Raw genomic sequence first — 17389 nt, 5'->3', positions numbered from 1 at the left:
AAAAAAACCTGCCGTACAGCAGGTTTTTAATCTTAACGGACTGGTTAAGCCCAGAAAGTCATCGCGATAAAGGTTAACGCAGCGATACAGGCGAAGTTGAGGATAAGTCCAACACGCATCATCTCGCTCTGCTTGATATGACCTGAACCAAACACGATCGCGTTAGGTGGCGTTGCCACTGGCAACATAAAGGCACAAGAAGCGGCTACGGCAATCAATACCGACAGAACCACAGGTGACATACCGAACGCTTCCGCCACGCTGGCAAAGACAGGGATCAGCAATGCTGCGCTGGCTGTGTTACTCGCGAACTCCGTCAAGAACACCACAAACACGGCAATCACAGCGATAATAAAGAACACGCCTAGGTGAGCAATCAGCTCGCTCAAACCATTAGCAAGGAAAACACTCGTACCTGTCGCTTTAAGAACATTACTTAGACAGATACCACCACCAAACAGCAGTAATACGCCCCAGTCAGCGGTTTTTTCAATGTCTTTCCAGTGCACCACACGTGCAAAGTTAACGGCAACAATCGCAGCTAGTGCAACGACAGTATCAAACTTCGCGTAGCCACCCAGCATGGCATTGATAGGCTTACTGAAAATCCACAAGCAGACGGTCGCGGCAAAGATGCTTAAAGTAACGATTTTGCCTTTATCCCAGTTGACTGGCTCGTTGTTCAACTCAAACTGACCACTCAAGTTTGGTTTTAGAACCGCAAACAGTACCGCGATAGAGATAGGCAGTAAGATCAAGGTCGTTGGAATACCAAAGCGCATCCAATCTGTGAATGTTAGACCTACTTCAGCGGCAGCAATTGCATTCGGTGGACTACCAACGATGGTCGCGATACCACCAATACTTGCGCTGTACGCGATGCCAAGCAACACAAATACGTAAGTCTTATGGCCGCTTTCTGAGTTCACCTTGCTCAAGACACCAAGCACAAGAGGCAGCATCATCGCCGTCGTTGCTGTGTTACTGATCCACATTGAAAGCGCCGCCGTTACACCAAATAGCATAAACACTGCAACGCTCATTTTACCTTTGGCTAAAACAAGTACCTTATCAGCGATAACCTTATCTAACCCCTGTCGGTGCATAGCGGCAGCAAGAGCAAAGCCACCAAGAAACAGAAAAATGATGGAGTTAGCAAAGTTATTTAGAGCCGTTTGGGTATCAAAAACACCAAATAACACGGCCATGATCGGGACGAGTATGGCCGTTACAGTGACATGTAGGGCTTCTGTCAGCCAAAGAATGGCGACAAAAATTAACATACAGATACCCAATACCACTTTAGGATCAAATGGTAAGGTAAAGTATAGAGCCGCAAACAGTGCGATATCGGCTAAGACAATCATACTGTTGCGGTTAAACAACCATTCTCTGGTATTGGTGGGCAAAGGGACACTATCATTTCTATTCATTATTATATTTCCTTATGAGGGCCATGTGGCATAGCAAATGATCCCACACAACCTGCTTCGGAAATATTTTTCATTGCAAATCTGTTAACCACATCAACAACATGGAAATATTTGTTAACAACCTGAATAGATTGGACATTTTCTCATCAGAAAAACGTCTATTTTGACACCAATTTATCGAAACTATCCATCACTTGTTGGCACTTCATCACTCGTCCATGCCCTTGATCCTGTGTTGTGACCAAGCTGACATTCGCCATTTCTTGCGCGGCTTTAACCGACTCAGAATACTTGGCAAACTTGTCCTGTTCATCATGAACAATAATAGTCTGTGCTGAGCGAGATTTAAGTTTACTGTATGGATCAATCGACTTGAGAGGATAGCGATATTGCTCTTCCACCTCGTTAACCACCGCATCAAATAGGCGCATTGAGTAGCCAGAACGCGCAATACTGCCAAACAAGTTATCCAGATAATCGAGCAAAGGAGCGATAAGCAGCAGTGGTTTATCCACTAATTTTTGATGATGGCATTCAAGCGCAGAAACCGTCCCCATACTATGCGCCACTAGCCCTGCGACATCATCAACGCTATCCAGAATGGACTCTAAACCAAGAACAAAGGCCGGGATATGACCATAAGCACCTTCACTGCGGCCATGCCCTGGATGGTCATAAGCCAAAGCGGTGTAACCCTGACTTGCGATGTGCTCCATCAGCGGGAAAAACTGATTAGCACTACCAGACCAACCGTGCGTCATCACCCAAACTGGGCCACTACCCAGTTGGTAAGTTTTCAGTAACCCTTCCTTCGATGCCACTTCACCAGTAACCAATCCACTTGGTAACTCATTTTTAGGCTTAGCTCGAGCAGGGGTGAGTAAAAGGTTACGCGCAGTTCTCTTTGCGTGTGTAGGTGCCAGAGTATGATGAAGGCGTGTGGTTAAGTTCACTAAGCTTTTCTTAACACTAAACTTATTAGCGGTATTAAAGTAAATCTTCTCACTCATCTTGTAGTCCTTGTTATGCCAGTCTCTTACACCCCAAAAGCGAACGACCGTGCTATTTTAAGTTAAATAATAAGCTAAGTCGTCATCCACTTAGCTTAGTTTTACTTCCAGTCCGCCATCAGACGCTGAACGCCCAGCCAGAAGTGTTGTTGACTTGCCTGCTCACCGCGTATGGAGTAAAAAAGGTGCGCACTTAAATACAAACCATACAGCTCATAGATTGCTTGCTTTGGGTCTAAATCGTGGCGAAACTCACCATTTTCTACCCCTTTTGCTACCTGAATCGTTAAGTATTCAATCCATGTTGCAATGGTCTTTTTTAGCACCTGTTGAGTGGGTGACGCTTCGCTACCCGTTTCTTTCCATGCATCAAGAAACATACAGCTACCCTGAAAAGAGTGATTCCAACCTAGCCAGTTATCGAGTAACTGAGTTAGTTTATCCTCGATGCTGATCGACGTCCTCTCCCGAGCAGGTGCAATAACACGCTGAGTAAAAATCAAATTGGCATGCTCCAACACCGCTATTTGCAGATTATCTTTGGAGTTAAAGTGGGCAAACAAGCCACTTTTCGACATCCCGCATTGCTTTGCTAGCTCCCCGATGGTGAGACTCTCAAGACCATTCTCACTCGCCAGTTCAAATGCCTTACTTAAGATATTCTCTCGGGTAATTCTGCCTTTACTCATACCGCTCTCTCATTGCTGTTAGCCCTATTTTTAGCACACTCGTACTTTTTTGCAAGGATCGAAAAGGATTGAGTGAAAATTAATTTCTGAACCGACGGTTCAATAATGATGTAGATCAGGACAAGTTCCTCCTTTAAATAAACCGATAGCCCGTCTATCGGTTTTTTAATGGAGCTTCCTTAATAAATTGGAGCCACTACTGCATAATTAGCTCAATGGTAATTTGGTCGTATGGATAAACATCGCCACCATATTTCGCACTAAATGCATTGGCATCTTCCTGCTGACTAAAACTTGCAAGCGAGCTTCCCATTGCACCTTTCTGACTTGAACCAACGACATACCAAGCTGATTTCGCGTCAATAAAGTATTGGTCATCAGCATGCTCCCACGGGCTTTTACTCATATCATGCACGTACACCTCACGTGCTAAACGTGTATTCTCCGGTTGCAACAAAAAAGCGAATAGATCTTTTGTTGAACAAAACTTATTAACACTATCTTTGCCTTGCTGAAATGACTCACCTTTAGGGCCTGGGAAGTTACTGATGATCATGCCACATAGATGACACTCGTCTGATTTCTCAATCGCAACGGCCTCACGTAGCATGGTTTCTTGAGGATCTTCACTACACCCTATCAACATGAAAGGGAGCAGCATTACTAAGCTGACTTTGGTTAGTAGTTTTAACGCCATGGAATGCCTCGTTTATAGTTTTTTGTGTCTAAAGATGATCATAGCGGCGACTAAAGGAGCAATGATCCAAGCTAACATGGTGATCATCAAAGTCGTCGTTGAATAGCTGCTGTTAATCGCCACTGCAAGAACGCCACTGACATCACTGGTGTTTAAAGCTGAAAGGTTAATCAGTCGGAATAGGTCGGCAGGGTTAAACATCATCACCTGCACCAAGCTGTGTTGCGATAGACCGTCATCCATACCTACTAACAGTACCAGTAATGTCAGGTCAAACACCAAAACAAAGAACAGCCATATGAGTAGAGCAGCCCCGGCCGCTTTTGACTTTTCGCTTGCGAGTAAGCTAATTACATATGCCAAGCTGATAAATGCGAGACCAAGTAGGATAGAAGTGGTGATGAAAAGCGCAAAAGCGCTAAAGATGGCGCTTGTAGAGCTGGTGGCGCTAAGGAGCAAGCCTGCACTGCCAAAGCCAATAATAGTTGCTAGCGAAATAATGCCACCTTGGCCGATAAACTTACCGAGTAGCAACTGAGAGTGACTGATCGGATAGGTCATGAGTAGCAGTAAGGTGCCAGACTCTTGCTCGCCCACAAAGCTGTCATAGCAGAGCAGCAAAGCAATCAGCGGAATAATAAACACTGACAAACTCGATAAACTGGCTATCGTCGTTGATAGAGATGGTGCGTTTAACTGCCCTGAGGCGGCACTTCCGTAATAGCTTAATCCAATCGCCATCACCGAGAAAATCAGGGTAATCGAGATCAACCAGCGATTGCGCAAACCGTCTTGGAACTCTTTGATACCGACTGCAATGATTAGGTTCATTGTTGTTCCTCCTCGCAAGTGATTGGTGGTTGAGTGAGAAAGTGTTGATAGATTTGCTCAAGTGTTGCGGGGGTGACCTGCAGGTCTTTTAAGGTGTCGTAACCGACCAACGCTTTAACCACATCCAGTTTTTGTGATTCAGGGACATGTAAACTGTTAGGAGACGCCATAAACCCTTGGAGTTTTGTATTAGCCGCAAGAGCACCGTTTAAACCATGGGTTTTTATTACAACAGGAAGTTCTGCTTGGTGCCTGAGTGCTTCAAGAGTACCGGAAGCAATGGTGCACCCTTTTGAAAGAATCATTGCTCTGTCGATGTGTTTTTCTACTCCTGGTAAAACGTGCGAGCATAGTAGGACACCCGCTCCTCGATTTTTAAGCTGATCGACACTTGCATAAAAATCTTGAGTAGCAATGGGGTCAAGTCCAACGGTGGGTTCATCGAGAAGCAATAGTTTGGGTTCACCAAGAAACGCTTGCGCTAAGCCTAGTCGTTGACGCATACCTTTTGAATAGTGCTTAACTTGACGATTCTTAGCATCATCTAACCCTACATCACTGAGTAAAGATTGAATTTGTCCTTTGGGCGCGGATTTGAGACGTGAAAAGTAAGTGAGCACTTCCAAGCCGGTAAGTTGGTCGTAAAATGAAACGTTTTCAGGTAAGTAACCAATCGACTTACGACTATGCCATGCTTGTTTTGAACAAGGATCAGTGTTGAAAACGCGGGCGCTGCCACTGGTGATATCGATGATGCCAAGAATGACTTTCATCATAGTGGTTTTTCCTGCACCGTTGTGACCAAATAGGCCAAGTGCCTCGCCCGAGTTTAAGGTTAGGTTCACCTGATTTAATGCCCGTAGCTGCTTATATTGCTTGGATACGTTGTCGAGTTGAACAATGGCTTGGCTCATGATTAACTTTCCTCGCGGTATGGGCAGGACGACTGTGTCGAGTTAGGTGATGAGTGACGATGACAAATTGTTTGATTGCTGCTATTTAATTGCTCTTGAGTTTCTTTATACGGAGACATCAATGGATAGGAGTCTTTTACTCCGGCAGGTTTTAGCACGGGAAATTGTTTTTGAATCCAGCGCAGCATCAGAACTGCTGGGCTATCGAGTAAGACTTTTGACTCTGGGTATTGCCACACCAGCTTGTCGATACCGTCATTGGGCTCAAATGGCGTATCACCAACGTTGTCATTGTCGAGATCCCAACCAAGATAATTACTCCAATAATTTCCGACGCCATGTTGGCTCCACTCTTGCTCTCGGGTTGATACGTATTTGACCTGGGTAGGGTTATTAATAAAGTTGTTGCCAAAAATCTTACCGTTTTCAGATCCCGCAGTGAGATGAATGCCGATCTCAGCGGTATTGATAGTGTTGTAGCTGAGGGTGTTATAACTTGAGTTGTAGACGAAGATGCCTTTGCCTTCACGACCGACAACCTTGTTTTCTGGTTTAGTCCAAACATTTTTCAATGTGTTGCGAGTGATCTCGGAATAGGTAATAAAATTCATCAAAATCCCGTAATCTTCACTATCTAAGCTTCGGTTGCCTTTTATGGTTAGCTGCTTGGAGCTCATTAAGGCATAACCTGCACGAGTGTTGTAAGCAAGGTTATCTATGACTCGGTTGTTATGAGAGTACATATAGTGAACGCCATAACGCAGATCGTGCATAGTATTTCCTCTTAGCTCACTCTCGGTACTGGAGATAATGTATAAGCCATCACGAGTTTGGCTTACTCGATTACCGATTACCTGAGCATGCTTGACACCTGACAATTGAATACCGTTGCCGCGATCCGCCGAGCGCAGCTTTGTATTACCTTGAATGGTATTATTCTCGATGAGGATATGCTGCGCACGCTGAGTCCAAATACCGAACCCATCGCCACGTAACTTACTGTTACGGATGACTAAATGTGTAATTGATGTATCACTGTAGATCCCAGCATTTTGCTCGGTTAAGTCGTCACCCCAGTTGATGATGTTGAGGCCATCAATAGTGATATTGGAAGCTAACAGGGTTAATGCATTGCCGCTCCCTTGCGCATCAATGATTGTCTCAGGTGAACCACGTAAGGTGATGCCGCGTTCTACAACGAAGTTACCAACATAGTGCCCATCTGACAGCGTGACAACATCCCCCTTTTGGCGGGTATCGAGCACACTCTGCAGATCGTCCTCAATCGTTACTCTAATGTCTGCACTAAAGGCTGGCAGAGCAAACAGGGAAGTAGTGATCAGAAAAAACCAATAGATTACTTTCAAATAGACCCCCTATTAACATTTCCCTTGTGATCCTTGCCTCCACAAAGGTGGAGGCAAGGAGTAGGGTTACGCTTCTACCAGCATTCGGCCACGCATTTCCATATGGAGTGCATGACAGAACCAGTTACAGTAGTACCACTGAACCCCCGGCTTATCAGCGATGAAAGTCACTGACGCGGTCTGTTGAGGGCTGATTTCCATCTGTACTCCATGGTTAGTCATACAGAAACCGTGGGTAACATCCTCAATCAGGTCCAAGTTTGTGACGACAATGGTCACCTCATCACCCAGTTTGACCTTGAACTCATTCATACCAAAAGTCGGAGCAACGGAGGTCATGTAAACGCGAACCTTGTTGCCATCGCGAATTACTTTATTTTCCGTCATTACGTCGACACCATCCTTCTTAGCCATTTCTACTGTTTCGGCAAAAATCGGATCATTACGGTCCCAAATCTTGTTAGGTTTGACTTTGCTGCGGTGAATGATGGTGCCGTCATGAGGTTCGGCAAACGTAGGGCCATCATGGACAAGTTTCATTTCATCACCTGAGATATCGATGAGCTGATCATTTTCAGCTTTCAATGGGCCGACAGGTAGGAAGCGGTCTTTGGAGAACTTACACAGAGATACCAACCATTTGCCATCGGCATCTCGGGTTTCACCGCTAGAGGTACTGTTGTGGCCAGGTTGATAGTGCACATCAATTTTCTGGCGAATGTAATTCACTTTTTCACCGTTGTAAGCACGAATCGCTTCTTCAATGTTCCACTTCACTATTTGGCTATCGAGGAACAAGGTGGTGTAAGCAAAGCCATTTTGGTCGAAAGCGGTATGCAGTGGACCTAATCCTAATTCTGGCTCACCGACGATGGTGTCACGAGGTTTAATTTTATCTGCAAAGAGTTCGTCAAGCTTAGCAATAGAAATGATAGAAACAGTTGGGGAAAGCTTGCCGTTGGCCATGAAGTACTTTCCGTCAGGAGACGTATTCATACCGTGTGGCGATTTTGGCACAGGGATATAGCGAGTAAGGTCTGAACCTTTACGACCATCCAGAACAGGAACATTGTTACCATTGTAGATTTTGAATTTTCCCGCTTTTAAGGCGGCTTCACAGCGAGCTAAGTTGAACACCACGACATGGTCACGTTCTGCCGTGATCATCTCACCCAAGTTCATGCCCATTTCCGAGTTATAACAGGTCGATGCGAAGTACTTACCGTCATAGTCTGCGTCGGTATTATCTAAGTTACCATCGACCATGACTTGGAAAGCAACTTCCATCTTTTCCGCATCGATAACGTTAAACAGTGAGCGATAGGTGCTGACGTCTTCAAGGTTCGCTTTGCCATCGTTTGTCATAGGCACTTCAAATTCACTGTTACAAATGACGTATTTGGTTTCAGGCACTTTTTGCACGCGTAAACCGTGAATTGCTTGAACGTTAGGGATGGTAATCATCTTGTCGACTTTCATTACGTCACAGCGGATACGTGCAACACGAGAGTTAGCTTTATCATTGATAAAAACGTACTTACCGTTATAACGACCATCAGTCATACTCATGTGCGGGTGGTGTGAGTCACCAGACAAGATATGGGCACTGTCGCCTTTGATGCGCTTACTTTCGTTGGTGATGCCCCAACCAGTGGCACTACAAGTATTAAAGACTGGGATACGCATTAATTCGCGCATTGATGGGATGCCTAAAATTCTGACTTCACCTGAATGGCCGCCACTCCAAAATCCATAGTATTCATCTTGTTCGCCAGGGTGAACAAACGGGCTATTCTTGATTTCTTCGGCTTGAGCTTTAGCCATTGACGCAAACATTGCCGCCGTCATTGGCGCAGCTGCCACGCCGAGGCCTAGGGCAGCGCTCTGACCGAAAAACTTTCGTCGCTCAGTGTTGATTGGCAAGTTGTCGTTATCATATTTACTCTTATCATCGCTCATGGGTAAATCTCCGTTTTACGTTATTGGTAAATTGACAGTGGGTAACGATGCTCAGCTACTCACCAATCACTGTTATTGTTTCTAAAGCTGGGTCACTGGGATCTCAGCTTCTGTTAGTTTGCGTTTTTTACGTGCCATTTTTTTCAATGGTGGGCACTTGTCATCATTGGAGTAGGTAATTTGACAATCAAGGCAGTAATGGCATTCACGCATATTGATGACGCCGTCGGGTTGAATCGCTTGAATCTCACACTCTTTCGCACAGATTTTGCAAGGGGAGCCACATTCTGGACGACGCTTAAGCCAATCAAACAGACGAATGCTATTGGATACTGATAGTGCTGCGCCCAATGGACATAGATAGCGGCAGAAAGGCTTACGATTGAATAAGTTCAGGCCAAGTAGGAATAGTGCCCAGAGAACGAATGGCCACTCACGATCAAATTTAAGTAAGAAGGTGGTTTTAAACGGTTCGATTTCAGCGAACTGCTCCGCTACGGCAAGAGAGTCGAGAGAAATTGCGAATAAACCAAGTAGAATTAAATATTTGATCGCCCAAAGCCTTTCGTGAATGGCCCAGGGCAGTTCAAACTGAGGAATTTTCGCGTAGCGTGCGACTTGGTTGATCAGCTCTTGAAGCGCGCCGAATGGACATAGCCAACCACAATAGACCGCCCGTCCCCACAGTAGTATCGTGACCGCCGCCGCACACCACAGAATAAAGATGACAGGATCGAGCAAGAACAGATCCCACGAGAAGCCTTTGAACAGCGATTGTAAGAAGGTAAACACATTAACGACAGAGAGTTGTCCGCCCCACGACCAACCAATAAAGACTACGGTAATGACTAAGAAGCCATGACGTAATCGGTGCATAAAGGTAGGATGCTTAACCAAAATATCTTGGAAGAAAAGAATCAGTATCAGCACACCAATTAGGATGAGCAGCAAGACGACTTGAACTTTGCTCTCTTGCCAAACTTGTTCTGTGAGGCTGAGCTCTTTTGGTGGAAAAATCGCTGGTGGAGTATCAACATAGTGTTCAAGCACATCATAGCCACCTTTAAAGCTGGTGAACACACTATCGATAGGACCTGTCTGACGACGAACTAACAGCTCAATTTGCCAACTAGAGCCAGGATCAAATTCATAGTGCGCTTGGACTTTAAACACTGACATTTCGTGGAATTTTGGTGAGCCCTCAGCGTATAAGTCGCCAATACGGGTATGATCTAAATCCCTGAATGAAACCTCGTTGTCATCTTGGTGAACTTGTAAGCGGTCGAATATTCCACCGCGAACATAACCTGAGCCCTTGTAGGAATAACCATTGCCAAATACGGCAATAAGATGCTCGCCCGGTTTGAGTTGTTTCAGTAACCATTGATATTCTGATTCACCAAACAAGTTGATGCCAATCGTTGGGATATCCGCTAAGGCATAGTAGATCTCCGAGAACATTTCTTTGCTTTCTGATGCGGCAACGGTATCGATGTTCTCAGCTGCCGTGTCAGTAAACGCTTCTTGTACCGCTTGGTTGGTAAGATAGAGTTTACGAATGGAACCGTCGCCAGTCAGTTCTAGCCAGTTTTTCTTCTCAAAAAAGTCGGTTTTAATGGTCGAGATAGGTTGAATTATATCGTTTGAAGGCGCGATGATACCAAGCGACTCAGCGGCTTTTGTCGCGGCTTTGGTTATCGCTACATTCATCACCATAACGGTTACAGTTGCGCCCGATAGACCATCAATTGGTACATAACCTTGACCGGGTTTCCCGCCGACTTTGATTCGGTCTTTAACTGAAAGGCCAACATATTGGTCGCTAAAGTCCCAGAGTTTGCTTTCAGGGATACCCGCTAAGATGATGGGTTCGTGGTGCTCCAGAACTCTTGATGCGAGATATTCCCCTTCAGGGTTGATGACGACCAGCATATTTACTGGTTCACCGGAATAAGCAGGTATTCGAGCGATATCATCGGTTTCAAATGCATAGCCGAGTATGCCGTCGTCACCGCTTATAGTTCGTAGTAATGGTTCGCCTTGCTTATCTGAAATAGAAGTATGGTTTGGGAACACCTCCTCAATGAGTGGCAGAGGATCTTTAGGTGGGCTAACAAACAAAGCATGAGCTGAGAAAGATATAAATAGCAAGCAGTAGCAGCAAAGCTGGAAAGCTCTAAAGAGAGATATTGCGTAGCTCACACTAACTAATTTGGCAAAGTGTTCCATTTCAGGCTCCATGCGAAGCAGAACAAATAATGCGTATTAGGTTAATTGATGAGCTTTATGAGAAATTGATTTAAATCATTAATAATTGATTGATGATTAATTGATTGTATAAATTTTAAGCTTAATCACGTAAATGAATTGTTTTATTTTGTTTAATGAAATGTCACTACTTTCTTTGTGGTTATTAAAGATCGAAGAGACACTCTTCGCTTTTTTAAGGTTTGAGTACACGTACTACTAGCTCTCTTCAAATCGCGCTTTGAATACGGAAGGAAGTAAGCCTTCTAAGGTTGTAAACGTCGTCAATTTTCATACGCATTGAGCGCTTGCAATAGCAAAGGTTTAACGACTGGGTAGATTTGATTTAAACGCAACTGGTAGAAATCAAACGCTTCTTTCCAAGACTCTTCGTTCTGCCAATTAAGAGTGATTGTAGGTAGTGAGATTTTTAACTTATCTGGAACAAATTCAGCGCCCTCAGGCAAGAGTGGCATTAGTGATTCCCGCCTATCCAACAGGTACTCAAACAAGTATTGCCCAAGTGCGTCATTTCTGAATCTCACAAAGACACCCACCTCATTGGGTTTAGAGCGGTAAGCTGTTATTCAACTATTGTGTACCCTTGGTGGTAACTCGAACCATAAGTACCCCCGAGTCGAGGGGGTTGGCAAGCTCTATTAATTAACAATTAGGGTTCCATTATATGAGAATATTCTTGCCTTAACATAGAGAATTCTAGCTTCGGGAATCAAGATAGATAAAAACTGAACAATAGCACCAAAAATAATAGCCACATAAAATAATGGACTATCAAGTTTAACAATAAAGAACATTATTAAAAAAGATAGCACCATCAGAATTAGAGAAACAGACTTAATGTCAGATGAAGAGCAAACAATGTATTCTACTCCATTCTTTTTAACTCTAACTCCTCCAAATATTGAATTGCTAAATACGATAGTTTCGCCATTTCGAACTCTACATTTTTCATTAGGAAAAAGGTCTTTGACATCCATCATTTCCTCCTATTTATACAGCCCTTTATTAAAGGGCTGTATCTTATTAGTTACTTAGTATCTCCGGCACCTACGGTTGCAGCTCCTTGAGTCTGAGACATTTGGCCGTTAGAGCCTGGACTTGCTGGGTAACTACTGCTACTGCTTCATTATCTGTTCTTGTTCAGGGGTGTAAGAATACTTCTGAGCAATGCCACCGTGGCCGAAACCTTCAAAAAGTGGTTGTAAAGCAATAGAGCAGCGAACTTCCTCTTTTAACTTGTTGGCAAACACCAAACAATCATCAAACCGTTCAGGAACCATCATGATGTTGAAATGAAAACGAGTGGATTTAGAAGCCTCGAGGACTTTAGATACATCAATAAGATGAGAATCGCTTTTGATGTCATTAATGTGATAACTCAGACTCACTCCAGACAAGTAGTTGGCATTGTCTTGCCACCACGAAACTTTTTCGAGCCGTTAGACACAATGGTTGCATGCCCGTTTCTGTTCGAAATTTACTGTAATAAATCGCTAAAGTATCTAAGAAGTGTTATCTCGTCCCGTCCGAACTAAAAATATGGTCTTTCGTTAGAGTCTACCGTGCTATCAAAAATATACTGAACAAAACCTAGCACAACGTTATAACTAGGAGCCTCAATAGTTCCCCGATTTAAATCTGGATGGCAATAACCACAGTTATAATTACACGTATTTACCAAAGCCAAGCTAATATAAATATTCTTATATTTTGATTCGCTATAATACTATCATAAGCATCTCCATGGAGTAAGGTTTAAAGTTCTGAATTTGTAACGATAGTAAATAGAGAACACCAATGAAACAAATGCTGGAAACACGAAGATAAAAACAAAGTCAAATTCAATTGAAAATAGACTTAAAGTCACTGAAATAAAGAGCCATAAAACATAAACAACAATAATATTCGTATAGAATTCATTATAATAAAGAGGTCTAAACCTCATGCCAAGAGAGTTCAATATTATTATAAAAGGTTGAATTTTCAAGCCTTTTTCTCCTAACTCTAATGATGATTTTCTGTATTTTGTTTTAAATTTGCACATATATTTGTCCTTTACCTCTAAAAATTGTCCTAGTTCATGGGTTACTTCTACCTTCGATAAAGGCCCATAAGGCAACTCGGAAACTTGACTATTATGTAGAGGAACAGATTTTTTTCATTACAACCTACAGGTTCAGTGTTATTTATTACTTCCTTTATTAAAAATTTGGAATAAAATAATTGCACCTCTACAATCGTTTTTCTTCGTGTAAAAACACAATAAAAATGTATTGACAAACATAATGATTTCGCCGTTATGTGGGACAGATATCGGTTATGTTACGAAATCAGGTAGCTATGTGAGTAGCCACAGACTTGATAGACGCCTTTTAGTTAGATGGCATCGCTCAGTAATTCCGCGCTTTCCACCCTTGAACATTGTCTCTTCGCTGTACTGGACAGAAAACGACAATAGAAAATGTATAGAAATTAATCTTTACGGCTTGTGAGTGAGCTTTTGTTCTAAATGAGAATGGGCAAACTCATGTTAGTTGCTACTAGCGGACAAGGTTTGTATCGGTTCTAGTTCGAAGGGAGAGCAAGGCGTACCTTGATGGTACTTCAATTGCCAGCAAGTACCGGTGAAAGCCCAAATGGAACAACGTTTCGCATAGTTACTGATTTCTCCGCACTCATTTACCAAAGCTGATTCATACTTTAGTAGCTGAACAGACGTCTCAAGTTGGATACATTCATATTTCTGTGAATGAACTCGGGTGTTTGAAGACGTTTCTGTTGCCATCATTTTGATGACAGAAGCAAAGTCATAAGAATTCCCAGACTTACCTATTTCAGAAAAACTCGGGTGGATTAAACGTTCAATATCCGTTTTATTTTGGCGAGTTTGATATTGGTGTAACTCAATCTCTTGCTCTATGAGAACATCCATTTGACCTCCAAAAATATATAAGACTGTAACGCAGCTATCAAACACATAATTGGCTATTAGAATACGCAGGTCAATAACCGCCTATCTAGCTAGTCAAAAATCTAGGGGTAAGTCTGAACGGGGCACTTCTGTGTTACGAAGTGCCAACTGTGAAGGTTCTGGACAGAAGTTTGTCAGTGATTATCCTAAATTAGCGAAAAGCGGATTAGATCAAGTATGGAAAAATTGGGTAGGCAAAACGCAAGACTTGACCCTATCGTTTTGACCCTTTCATGGATTAAAATCCTTGTTATTTGTTGAGCATAATTAAATAGGTGAGAGTTTAGATTTTTACTACATCACCGCTTGTTCCGCTTACTCTACCTCTGCTGAGAGTGATTGCTTTTGAATCATTGCTAGTAGTACGCTTGTTCATTAGTTCCATAGCTTTACTAGCTGTCCCCTCTGGGTCTACATTTGAACGATGCATGTAATGCGTCCACTCTATCATTTCGGGCAGTTTCTGAACCAAATCATTGTACGCTTCAAGACGCTCTTGCGCCCTTTGTTCAGTTCTCATGGCATAAATCAGGAGATTAGTAGCTGCCTCTGGGTTTTTACGTAGTGCGTCAAGGTCACCTGCGTTGACTGCTGGGAGCATGTTAGGTGCTATCTTAGCGAACAGTTCATCCAATACTGGGTCTTGAAGGGCTAGCTTAGTGTAATTAGCTAAGTTGGCAACCTGTCCTGCATAGAAGCCAAAATTAATTGTACCAACAATGGCTTTGTAGTGTTCATAGTTGTCTTTGTAATCAATGTTGGCTTGGAGTTGTGCCTTCAAAGAATCAATTTCGACTTTACGTTGTGTTGCTCGTTCTCTGGCTTCACTAACAAGTTTCTTACCATCTGAAACCTCCTTACGTAAATCACGCACTAAGTCTAATAGAGTATCCTTATGGCTTTTCCATTGGTGAAGCTTGAAATCTTCTTCTTTTCGCAGGTATTCAAGTTCAGAGCGTATTTGAAGGCGATTGGTTTTCTCCGCCGCTCTGTGCTCTCGGCTCTACGTTTCGGTTTGAAACCATGAGAGGAAAGGGTCAATCATTGCGAATTTACAGAAATCGATAACCAAATGGATAATTGGAATAACCCATTTAGTGAACGCAATGTAGAGGATAGCCATTGCAAATGCTTGTCCCAAATCTTCTAGTAACTTAGAAGAACTGTAAGCTTGGATAATTTGCATTCGTTGCACAGTATCACTAAGCCAGAACATTGTTAGCCCTTTGTAGTTGATACCGACAAAGCAGAGAAAAAGGCTTCCAATGAATGGGTTCTTAGCTCTAGCGATTAGAGTTGATGATAGGGAATCAAAGGCTTGTTTCACATTGCACCTAGCTTAGTCCATTAGATTGATACATAAAGTAAATTTCGTGATAGGTGTATTGTACCAAACAGATTACATTTAGGGCTATTCAATGTCTCTAATGTGACTTTTGGGTGTCACCAATAACCAGATTCACTTGATTGTTTGTTCCACTAGACGAGAGCTTGAATAAGGGTTGTAACTGTTCGTTCTGGAAGGGTTGTAGAAACTCGAAGGTATTCCTTTATTGAATCAATTGCGTGGTGGCTTTGTTCTTGTGGTTCTTGCCATTGCTTAGCGTTTAGGTCGTAGAAGTAAATGTCTTGGTTAGAATCTTCTATAAATGACGAGGGTCAGGTCTTTCCTTTTGCCTCGATTAGTTTAAGTATCGAAAATGTTGATATTCAAGGCCAAGCTTTAGGTCTCATTAACACTTATTGGGGCATAAACGTGCTAGCGTTAAGCACGCAAACTAAGGCTCAATACTGGCATGTATAAACGTAGTGAGTGACTTTTGTCCCACTGCATACGGAAGTAAGCCTTCTAAGGTTGTAAACGTCGTCAATTTTCATACGCATTGAGCGCTTGCAATAGCAAAGGTTTAACGACTGGGTAGATTTGATTTAAACGCAACTGGTAGAAATCAAACGCTTCTTTCCAAGACTCTTCGTTCTGCCAATTAAGAGTGATTGTAGGTAGTGAGATTTTTAACTTATCTGGAACAAATTCAGCGCCCTCAGGCAAGAGTGGCATTAGTGATTCCCGCCTATCCAACAGGTACTCAAACAAGTATTGCCCAAGTGCGTCATTTCTGAATCTCACAAAGACACCCACCTCATTGGGTTTAGAGCGGTAAGCTGTTATCCAACTATTGTGTACCCTTGGTGGTAACTCGAACCATAAGTGCCCCTGAGTCGAGGGAGTTGGTAACCTAACACTCGTATCTTCAAGCTCAAGATAATCAAGCAATGCACACCAATACTCATAGGATTGACCCGAGCCCCTATTGATGGCTGACTCATTTTGTTCGTTGGTCAATTCCAGTTTCTCAGTAATTTCACTACTGACTTGATTAATCGAAATCACTCGGCGCTCAGTAATTTCAGTTTTGTGCATCACTTGAGGATTCACGAGTAGTTGTTCACCCGGCATGTGGAAGATCTGCACCTCAACCATTGCAAAGGAAAACTCCATTGATGCATAGGTATTAAGAAAGTCCTTTATCTCAAAAGCCCCCTCTCGAATACCATCACCCACTACCAATAGCAAGAAACGGCCTTTTGAGAGGTTTCTCTGAACCGTATCAATGAATGAGGCTTCTAGTACTTCATTGTCACCCGCCTTCACTAATTCAAAAAGCGACAGACCACCATTAACTGCACAAACCTTAGTATCAAGTTCGTCGTAGCTCCAACTCATCAAGTCTTTAGCGTAATCGAGTATCTGCCCAATCACTTCTCTACGAGATTGAGGATTTCGGTAGAGTTTGGTTTCCGCGATGACCAATCGGCCTGATGGCGTTACATAGATACAGTCGACTCGACCCGATTTAGTGGCAAGCTCCATGCAAACTGGTACCGCACCGGTATAGTCAGCATCAATCTCATAAAAGGGTAATAGGTCAGCGTTAGCAAAAATAAGTTGCTGTAACCACTTCTCATCATAAATACCCGTTGCCTGCAACTCGACTCTTTGAAGCCTCTGAACGCTGCTTTCGGGGGATACGATCACTGGACCATTGCTCATGAAAGAACTCCTTTGCTAAAAACGCTGAGGATATCAAACCGTAAGATTAGCCCACCTCATTACTTTACGGTGGTCTCGAAGTCTCACTTTCATTGAGAACCCGTGCTTCACTTATTGAGCCACCTCGCAAATCATCGCTGAATATCGCCGTTACAGTACAACAACTTGATTTAGGTTGCGTCATTAACATTGGTTTGC

General features: G+C 43.1%; 17 protein-coding genes. All 17 read right to left on the bottom strand.

Annotated elements, in window-relative coordinates:
- Positions 1–44: 44 nt before the first annotated feature.
- The 17 genes from ACQEXT_RS15375 to ACQEXT_RS15295 all read right to left on the bottom strand — a co-directional run bounded on the left by ACQEXT_RS15375 (position 45) and on the right by ACQEXT_RS15295 (position 17191).
- A complete protein-coding gene (locus ACQEXT_RS15375; protein ID WP_331418249.1) occupies positions 45–1433 on the bottom strand; it encodes a DASS family sodium-coupled anion symporter in 1389 nt (462 codons plus the stop codon).
- Between the two features lie 158 nt (positions 1434–1591).
- Positions 1592–2443 (bottom strand): alpha/beta hydrolase, encoded by an 852-nt coding sequence (locus ACQEXT_RS15370; RefSeq protein ID WP_426952893.1) that lies wholly within the window; start codon positions 2441–2443, stop codon positions 1592–1594.
- Positions 2444–2544: 101 nt separating this feature from the next.
- Positions 2545–3132, bottom strand: a complete 588-nt coding sequence (locus ACQEXT_RS15365; protein ID WP_138971131.1) for a TetR/AcrR family transcriptional regulator — start codon at positions 3130–3132, stop codon at positions 2545–2547.
- 196 nt (positions 3133–3328) lie between these two features.
- Positions 3329–3829: a nitrous oxide reductase accessory protein NosL gene (locus ACQEXT_RS15360; RefSeq protein ID WP_426952891.1), complete on the bottom strand. Its 501-nt coding sequence runs from the start codon at positions 3827–3829 to the stop codon at positions 3329–3331.
- A gap of 12 nt (positions 3830–3841) precedes the next feature.
- Positions 3842–4660, bottom strand: a complete 819-nt coding sequence (locus ACQEXT_RS15355; RefSeq protein ID WP_426952889.1) for an ABC transporter permease — start codon at positions 4658–4660, stop codon at positions 3842–3844.
- Positions 4657–5574: an ABC transporter ATP-binding protein gene (locus ACQEXT_RS15350; RefSeq protein WP_426952887.1), complete on the bottom strand. Its 918-nt coding sequence runs from the start codon at positions 5572–5574 to the stop codon at positions 4657–4659. The genes ACQEXT_RS15355 and ACQEXT_RS15350 overlap by 4 nt, the downstream gene beginning before the upstream one ends.
- A gap of 2 nt (positions 5575–5576) precedes the next feature.
- Positions 5577–6941 (bottom strand): nitrous oxide reductase family maturation protein NosD, encoded by a 1365-nt coding sequence (locus tag ACQEXT_RS15345; protein ID WP_426952885.1) that lies wholly within the window; start codon positions 6939–6941, stop codon positions 5577–5579.
- Positions 6942–7007: 66 nt separating this feature from the next.
- On the bottom strand, positions 7008–8900 hold the full coding sequence (nosZ, locus tag ACQEXT_RS15340; RefSeq protein ID WP_426952883.1) for a TAT-dependent nitrous-oxide reductase: 1893 nt from the start codon (positions 8898–8900) through the stop codon (positions 7008–7010).
- 81 nt (positions 8901–8981) lie between these two features.
- Positions 8982–11129 carry a transcriptional regulator NosR gene (gene nosR / locus ACQEXT_RS15335; protein ID WP_426952881.1) on the bottom strand — a complete coding sequence of 716 codons (2148 nt, stop codon included), beginning with the start codon at positions 11127–11129 and terminating at the stop codon, positions 8982–8984.
- A gap of 302 nt (positions 11130–11431) precedes the next feature.
- The gene (locus ACQEXT_RS15330) at positions 11432–11692 is read right to left on the bottom strand and encodes a hypothetical protein (protein ID WP_426952879.1); all 261 of its coding nucleotides are present in this window, start codon (positions 11690–11692) and stop codon (positions 11432–11434) included.
- A gap of 114 nt (positions 11693–11806) precedes the next feature.
- A complete protein-coding gene (locus ACQEXT_RS15325) occupies positions 11807–12148 on the bottom strand; it encodes a hypothetical protein (RefSeq protein WP_426952877.1) in 342 nt (113 codons plus the stop codon).
- Between the two features lie 135 nt (positions 12149–12283).
- On the bottom strand, positions 12284–12556 hold the full coding sequence (locus tag ACQEXT_RS15320) for a hypothetical protein (protein ID WP_426952875.1): 273 nt from the start codon (positions 12554–12556) through the stop codon (positions 12284–12286).
- Between the two features lie 341 nt (positions 12557–12897).
- Positions 12898–13212, bottom strand: a complete 315-nt coding sequence (locus tag ACQEXT_RS15315) for a DUF6404 family protein (protein WP_426952873.1) — start codon at positions 13210–13212, stop codon at positions 12898–12900.
- A gap of 486 nt (positions 13213–13698) precedes the next feature.
- Complete coding sequence (locus ACQEXT_RS15310; RefSeq protein WP_269375264.1) at positions 13699–14100, bottom strand: DUF4440 domain-containing protein; 402 nt, start codon at positions 14098–14100, stop codon at positions 13699–13701.
- A 322-nt stretch (positions 14101–14422) separates the two neighbouring features.
- Positions 14423–15013 (bottom strand): hypothetical protein, encoded by a 591-nt coding sequence (locus ACQEXT_RS15305; protein ID WP_426952871.1) that lies wholly within the window; start codon positions 15011–15013, stop codon positions 14423–14425.
- Between the two features lie 129 nt (positions 15014–15142).
- Positions 15143–15466, bottom strand: coding sequence for a hypothetical protein (locus tag ACQEXT_RS15300; protein ID WP_426952869.1), 324 nt, complete (start codon positions 15464–15466; stop codon positions 15143–15145).
- 540 nt (positions 15467–16006) lie between these two features.
- The gene (locus ACQEXT_RS15295; RefSeq protein WP_426952868.1) at positions 16007–17191 is read right to left on the bottom strand and encodes a hypothetical protein; all 1185 of its coding nucleotides are present in this window, start codon (positions 17189–17191) and stop codon (positions 16007–16009) included.
- Positions 17192–17389 lie beyond the last annotated feature (198 nt).

This window comes from Vibrio sp. TRT 29B02 (genome assembly GCF_050113655.1).
Classification (GTDB): Bacteria; Pseudomonadota; Gammaproteobacteria; order Enterobacterales; family Vibrionaceae; genus Vibrio.
The sequence above is the reverse complement of the archived record's forward strand: the minus strand, read 5'-3'. Positions and strand labels throughout refer to the sequence as shown.